Annotated in this window: 5 protein-coding genes and 1 pseudogene; 3 read left to right on the forward strand and 3 right to left on the reverse strand. The window is 70.3% G+C overall.

The genetic code is table 11. The annotated features are described in order from the left end of the window. Positions 1 to 3: 3 nt before the first annotated feature. Positions 4 to 1,530 carry a class I adenylate-forming enzyme family protein gene (locus ETD83_RS21560; RefSeq protein ID WP_138646945.1) on the reverse strand — a complete coding sequence of 509 codons (1,527 nt, stop codon included), beginning with the start codon at positions 1,528 to 1,530 and terminating at the stop codon, positions 4 to 6. Between the two features lie 92 nt (positions 1,531 to 1,622). Here ETD83_RS21560 and ETD83_RS21565 point away from each other — a divergent pair, with 92 nt between their 5' ends. Next, positions 1,623 to 2,324, forward strand: coding sequence for a sulfotransferase family protein (locus ETD83_RS21565; RefSeq protein WP_138646946.1), 702 nt, complete (start codon positions 1,623 to 1,625; stop codon positions 2,322 to 2,324). A gap of 14 nt (positions 2,325 to 2,338) precedes the next feature. Here ETD83_RS21565 and ETD83_RS21570 read toward each other — a convergent pair whose 3' ends face one another. Then, positions 2,339 to 3,814 (reverse strand): APC family permease, encoded by a 1,476-nt coding sequence (locus tag ETD83_RS21570; RefSeq protein ID WP_230421067.1) that lies wholly within the window; start codon positions 3,812 to 3,814, stop codon positions 2,339 to 2,341. A 98-nt stretch (positions 3,815 to 3,912) separates the two neighbouring features. Then, positions 3,913 to 5,019 carry an ABC transporter substrate-binding protein gene (locus ETD83_RS21575; protein ID WP_138646948.1) on the reverse strand — a complete coding sequence of 369 codons (1,107 nt, stop codon included), beginning with the start codon at positions 5,017 to 5,019 and terminating at the stop codon, positions 3,913 to 3,915. Between the two features lie 52 nt (positions 5,020 to 5,071). On the opposite strand from ETD83_RS21575, the gene ETD83_RS21580 reads away from it, so the two are divergent. Next, a complete protein-coding gene (locus ETD83_RS21580; protein WP_205717805.1) occupies positions 5,072 to 5,530 on the forward strand; it encodes a MarR family winged helix-turn-helix transcriptional regulator in 459 nt (152 codons plus the stop codon). A gap of 357 nt (positions 5,531 to 5,887) precedes the next feature. After that, a pseudogene (locus ETD83_RS21585) lies at positions 5,888 to 7,113 on the forward strand (hypothetical protein); the annotation flags it as partial.

Below are 7,113 nucleotides of genomic sequence, written 5' to 3' on the forward strand. Positions count from 1 at the left end.
TGATCAGAGACGCCTGTCAACGATCTTCAGCAGCGCCCGCTTGTCGGGCTTGCCGCTCGCGTCGGCGGGCACGGCGGGCACGACGGTGATCGTCTGCGGGACTCCGTCCTCGCCGAGCTCGTCCTGGACGAGCGCGGCCATCTCCTTGAGCGCGGAGGCGTCCGGGTGGCGTCCGGCGGCCGGGATGACGAACGCGTGGACGGCCTCGCCGGTGCCCTCGTCCGGCGCCCCCACCACGTACGCCTCGGCGACGTCCGGATGCCCGGCGAGCACCCGCTCGATCGGGCCCGCGTACACCACCATCGCGTTGACCATGACGGCGTCGCGGGCGCGGCCGTCGAGGTGGAGGTACCCGTCCGCGTCGAGATGGCCGAGGTCACGGGTGCGCACCCAGCCGTCCTGGAGCGTGTCGCGGTTCTCCTCTGGGTCGTCCCAGTAGCGGGTCATCATGTACGGGCTGCGGACGTGGATCTCGCCCGTCCGCTCCCGGCCGATCTCCTCACCGGCGCCGTCCCGGACGCTGATCTCGACGCCCGGGTGCGGACGCCCGACCGACGCCAGGCGGCCCGCCGCGATGTCGGCGGGCGTCAGCATCGAGACCGAGCCCGCCTCCGTCTGCCCGTACCCGTTGTAGACGACCGGGCCGAGCCGCTCCACCGCCTCCGCCAGCCGGTGCGGGCCGAGCGGCGACCCCGACACCATCAGCGCGCGGAGGCTCCCGACGTCGACCGCGTCCCCGCGCAGGACGTCGAGCATCTGTCCCAGGCGCGGGACGGTCACGATCGACCCGGTGATCCCGTGGCGCTCGATCGCGTACGGGAACAGGGCCCGGCCGTCGTCCTCGGGGATCACGGCGGTGCCGCCGCCCAGCAGGCACGGTGCGACGAACTCGAACACCACCATGCTGGCCAGCGTCCCGAACAGCAGGTACCGCTCGAACGCGGCGGCGAACCCGGCGGCGACCGGGCCCCAGGCGCGCGGCTGCCACGCCCAGTGCTCGCTCAGCGCCCGGTAGGTGACCGCGCAGCCCTTGGGCCGCCCGGTGCTGCCGCTGGTGAACGCCAGCAGGGCCACGTCGTCGGGACGTGCCGTGATGTCGAGCGTCGCGGTCGCCGCACCGTCCAGCAGGTCGCGTGCCCCGAGGGCCGGTCCGCCGAGCGACAGCACGGGGACGGGACCGGCGGCGTCGAGGAGGTCCGGCGACGCCGTCCGCGGATCGACGAGGAGGGCGTCGACGCCCATCCCGAGGACGTGCGCGAGCTGCCCGGCGGCGTACCCAGGCCGGACGCCGACGACGCGGCACCCGACCACGTGCGCGGCGATGTGCGCGGCGAACGCCTCCGGCGAGACGGACGTGCGGATCGCGAGACCGTCGCCCGGGCCGAGCCCCGCGTCCCGGAGAGCGGCCGCCAGCCGGCCGATGAGCTGCAGCAACTCATCCCGGGAGACGACCCGGCCGGCATGCTCGAACGCCGCCGTGCCCGGCGACCGGCGCAGCGCGTCAAGAAGTGGTCCCGGAAAGAGACTCATTGCCCGACTCCTCGATTCCGCCCACAATGCGGTTCGTCCATCGCAAACGTAGGCCGCGAGGATCAGAGGCCGATCAGAGGAGCGGAGCCGCCATGAAGGTGATCGGCGCGGGTTTCGGCAGGACGGGCACCGCCTCCCTGAAGGCGGCCCTGGAACGTCTCGGCTTCGGCCCCTGCTACCACATGTCGGCCGTCATCGCGGAGCCGCGCCGCGTCCGGCAGTGGCTCGACATCGGCGAGGGCCGCGCCGGCTCCGGGGCGCCCGACTGGGACGAGGTGTTCGCCGGATACCGGTCCGCGCTGGACTGGCCCGCCTCGTCCTACTGGCGGGAACTCGCCGGCCACTATCCGGACGCGAAGGTGGTCCTGACCGTCCGCGACCCGGAACGGTGGTACGACAGCGTCGCGTCGACCATCTTCGCCCGCGCCCTGGCGGAACGGCGCCGGCTGCCGCTGCGGCGGCGGATCGTCCGGTGGCTGGTGAAGCGGCGGTCACCGGACTTCGCGCTCTATCCCCGGATGGCCCGCGCGACGGTCATGGACCGGGTGTTCGGCGGGCGCATCGACGACCGCGACCACGTCCTCGACGTCTTCGACCGGCACATCGCCGAGGTCAGGGCCACGATCCCGGAGGGGCGGCTGCTGGTCTTCGACGTCGCGGAGGGCTGGGAGCCGCTGTGCGCGTTCCTCGGCGTCCCCGTCCCGGACGAGCCGTTCCCGCAGTCGAACGAGCGCGCCGCCTGGCACCGCAAGCGCCCTCGCCGGCTGGCGCGCCTCGTCCTCCGCGGCCGCTGACCCCGCGCCCCGGGTCAGCCCTTCTCGCCCTTGCCGTCGCCCGCGCCGTCGCTTGCGCCGTCGTGCACGTTGTCGCCCGCGATGCCCGCCAGCGTCGGACGGCGGTGCATGGCCAGCAGCACGATCAGCACGACGATGCCGATGCCGAGCCAGATGAACCCGAGTTCCTGCGCGGCGACGTCCGCGTTGTAGACCACGTAGCCGAGGAAGCAGAAGCCGACCACCGGCACGATCAGATGGGCCCACCAGTTCCGGCTGCCCGACCGCACCACGTAGTGGATGACGACCGAGGCGTGGAGCGTGAGGAAGGCCGTCATCGCGCCGAAGTTGACCAGCGAGCTGAGCAGCGTGATGCCGTCGTCCCGCTGCTCCATGTAGAGGCCGAGGGCCAGCGAGACGACCGCGACCAGCAGCGTCGCGTTGACGGGGACCTGCCGCCTGGCGTCCACCTTGGCCAGGAAGCCGGGCAGCTGCCGGTCCCGCGCCATGGCGTACAGCAGCCGGGACGTCGCGGCCTGCGCGACCAGCGAGTTGGCGAAGCCCCACGCGATCGCGGTGGCCGCGGCGGTGAGCTTGGCCAGCCAGACCCCGCCCGCGACGTCGGCGGCGTCGTAGAACGCGGTGCCCTCGGGGTCGCCGTCCGAGATCAGCTTGTCCGGGTTCTCCACCAGCAGCGACGCCACCCACGTCTGGACGATGAACAGCACGCCGACCAGCAGCAGCGCGGCCACCATCGACCGTCCGATGGCGCGGGAGGACTCGCGGTTCTCCTCCGCCAGCGTCGAGATCCCGTCGAACCCGAGAAAGCTCAGGACCGCGATCGACACGGCGCCGAACACCAGACTCCACGAGAACGTCGCGTCGTTGTAGATCGGCGTGAAACCGCCACCGTCGTGCCCCTTGCCCTGGGCCAGCGCCACGACGCCCACCACCAGGAAGACCGCCAGGACGATCAGCTCGGCCACCAGCATGATGCGGGTGATCCGCGCGGTCATCTCGATGCCGAAGAAGTTGACCGCCGTGTTGAGGACGACGAAGCCGACGAGCCAGAGCCACACCGGGACGTCCGGCACGAGCGAGTTCATCGCCACACCCGCGATCAGGTACAGCAGCGCCGGCACCAGCACGTAGTCGAGGAAGATCATCCAGCCGGACAGGAACCCGACCGGCTGCGCGATGCCGCGTCCGGCGTAGGTGTACACCGACCCCGCCATCGGGAACGCCCGGGCCATCTGCCAGTACGACGCCGCGGTGAACAGCATGACCAGCATCCCGACCGCGTACGCGAGCGCGACCATGCCGCCCGAGCCCTGGAAGACGCTGCCGAAGATCCCGAACGGGGCGATCGGCACCATGAAGACCAGCCCGTAGACCACCAGGTCCTTGAACCCGAGTGACCGCCGCAGCTCCTGCCTGTACCCGTAGCGCTCGATGCTCTCCGGACCTGCCGGACGCTCTGGACCTTCTGGCCGCGCTTCCTCGACGGTCACGGTGTCCTCCTTCGCCGCGAGGAGTACCGGGCCCCGCGGTCCCAGCGCGCAGCCTAGAATCATTCTTTTCAAATGAAAAGCTTTTACACGAAAAGACCTCAGAGCCGGGTGATCACGGTCAGATCGAGGCCGTTCGCCCTGGCCAGATAGCCGCCCGTCCGCGGCCGCCCCAGCGGAGCGCACGCCCAGCCCCGCGAATCTCCGGCCCCCGCGAGGAGCCGCTCGGACGCCGCCTTGGCCCGCCGCGCGCTCAGCACACCCGCGACGGCGAGCGCCACCAGCAGGTGGACGCCGTCGTAGCACCCCTCCGCATAGGCATCGAGAACGGGACCATTCGGCCCGGACATCGCCCGATGCCGCTCGGCCAGCGCGATCCGCCGCTCGTCCCCCTGCCCGGCGAACGACCGCATCGCCGAATACAGCTCCCCGGTGTCATCGCCACCACCGGCCAGCAGCACGTTCTCCTCCAGCGCCCCCGACAGCCGCACCACCCGCCCCGCAAGCCGCGACGCTGAGAACACGCGGTTGAAAACGGCGAGGTCCCGTCCGACCAGGCTGAGCAGGACAGCCTGGGCACCGGCCCGTCCCAGCTCGTCCACGAGGCGCTCGAAGCCCGCCTCCCCGTCCGCCCACGGGAACGGCACGAGCCGCTCGTACACCACGTCCGCGCCCAGCGCCCGGACCACCCGCGAGGCCGCCCGATGCACCGACCGAGGCCAGATGTAGTCGTTCCCCACCAGAGCCCACCGCCGCAGCCGCCGCCGCTCGCCCAACCACCGCACCGCCGGACCGAGCTGCCGCGCCGGCTCGTCACCGAGCAGCACGACGCCCTCCCCGCGCAGCCCCCCTTCATGCGGAGGCGTGAACACATAGGGCACCCGCCCGCGCAACGCCACGTCCAGGGCCCTGTGCACATCGCTCGTATGGAACCCGACGAAGGCGTCCACCAGCCCCGCGTCCGCAAGCAGCCGCGCCTCCGCCGCCACCGCTTCCGGCGCCCGTCCGGCGTCCACCGGCACCAGCTCGACTCCGTGCCCAGCCGCGATGACCTCGGACGCAGCCAGACACGCAGCACTCAGCCCTGACGGCCCGGTCAGCCCCAGCGGACCCGACAGCGGCAGCAGCAGCCCAAGCCGCAGTACCGAGGCGTCCGGCCCGGAGACCGACACCTCCATGCTGTCTCGTACTACCGCCGAACCGTCCATGACCTGGCAAGTATGCTCTCGGCAGGGGCGGCCGGGCGAGGGAGGGCACAGCGTGGCCGAGCAACACGACACGACTCTGGACCGGACGGCGAACACCGAACTCGTCGACCTCCTCACCCGCACCCAGCGCGCCCTCGCCCGTGACCTGGGCGCCTTTCTCGACGAGGAGAACACGTCCGTCGAGCAATGGCGCGTCCTGCGCACCCTGGCCCGCGTCGACGACATCTCAATGGGCGAACTGGCGGTCATCGTCGAGATCCCGCACCCCACCCTGACCCGCATCGTCGACTCCCTGGCCGACTCGGCCTACCTGTACCGCTCCCACTCGCCCCGCGACCGCCGCCGAGTCTCGGTCCACGTCTCGGATCTGGGCCGCGTCAAACTGGCCCGCCTGGAATCCCTGGCCCGCACCCACGAACAAACCCTCACGGCCAGACACGGCCAGGATTCGATCCAAGCACTGACGGCCCTTCTCGCCGATCTCTGGACCGCCCGCCTCCCCACCACCTGAACCCGCAGGTGGTCAGTCCTTTCTGCGTGTTCGTCCGGTCAGCTCCCTGACCCCACTACGAACTCAAAGCGTTACTGATTGTGGTGCTGTTCGATAGCGGATTAGAGGAAGACGCGCACTCGCGGTTTCCTGGCTACATCAGTTGCATGTGATCTAGAACACGTTGGCACATATCGGCCTCGGCTCTTCCCACGTCTTGATCTTCGGGTTACTTTAAGGCGGCTTTAACAAAGCCCTTTACCTCCTGGGGTTCATATGGGTCGTGTCGTGCGTCTTTGTGCGTCTGTTATCAGGTCGCTTTATTGGCGGCGTCCGGCCTGGTGGTCCCGTGTCCTGGCGTTGGCTTTGGTCGCCGGATTGCTGCAGGTGCCATTGGCGGCGGTGGCGGCGGTGGCGCCGGAACGTGCGGCTCGTGCCGATGAACCACCCAAGACGGCGGTGACCGAGGAGAAGGCCGTCGCCGCGGCGAGGCGGACCGGTGAGCCGGTCGAGATCACCTCCCGGCGCGGAGAGGACCGCACGGTGCGGGCGCTGCCGAACGGCCGCGTCGAGGTCCAGCAGCATCTGCGGCCGATCCGAGCCCGTCAGGACGGTGAGTGGGTCGGGATCGACACCACGTTGCGTCGTTCTGCTGATGCGGTCGTTCCGGTCGCGACGGCGGTCGGGCTGCGGTTTTCGGCGGGCGGGAACGCTCCGATGGTGCGGATGACCCGGGCGGGCCGTGAGTTGGCGTTGTCGTGGCCGACGGCGTTGCCCGCGCCGACCCTCGACGGCGACACCGCCATCTACCAGGGAGTGGCCGGTCCCGACGTCGATCTGCGGCTGCGGGCCGAGCGGGACGGGTTCGCGCACGTGCTGGTGGTCAAAACCGCCAAAGCCGCCAAGGACCCGCGGGTGGCCAAGCTGGCGCTGGCGATGTCGGCCAAGCGGCTGGCGGTGAGCAAGGAGCCCGGTAGCGGGGTGCTGAAGGCCGCTGACACCGGTTCGGGGTCGGTGGTGTTCGAGGCGCCGTCCCCGCTGATGTGGGACTCCTCCCAGGCCGCCACCGCAACACCGCAGACCCGGGCCGCGGTGGCACGAGGCGATGAGCCCGCGGAAGGGGCCAGAACGGCCCCCATCGATGTGGCCGTTGCCGACGGCAAGCTGACCTTGACTCCGGATCAGGGTTTGTTGACCTCGCCGGACACGAAGTTCCCGGTGTACATCGATCCGGTGTGGACGACGAGTAAGGCGTCCAGCTGGGGGATGGTGTCGTCGGGGTGGCCGGATCAGTCGTATTACAAGTTCGCGGGGAAGTCGACCGAAGGTGTGGGTCGCTGTGAGGTCGCCAAGGACCCCAACTGTGTCAAGAACCAGACCAAGCGGCTGTTCTTCCGGATGCCCCTCCCGGCGATCAAGGGCCGTTACGTCCAGGCGGTGGAGTTCACCGCGTATGAGACCTCCGCTTATGACTGCGACTACGACTCGTCGATTGAGTTGTGGCGGACCTCGACGTTGAGTTCGGGTGCGACGTGGAGCAATGCCACGAGTTCCTCGGTGTGGTCTCAGCAGTTGGCCTGGCGTGCGGTGTCGTACTGCTCCCG

Origin of the sequence: Actinomadura soli (assembly GCF_005889715.1) — a bacterium.
GTDB classification, from domain to species: domain Bacteria; phylum Actinomycetota; class Actinomycetes; order Streptosporangiales; family Streptosporangiaceae; genus Spirillospora; species Spirillospora soli.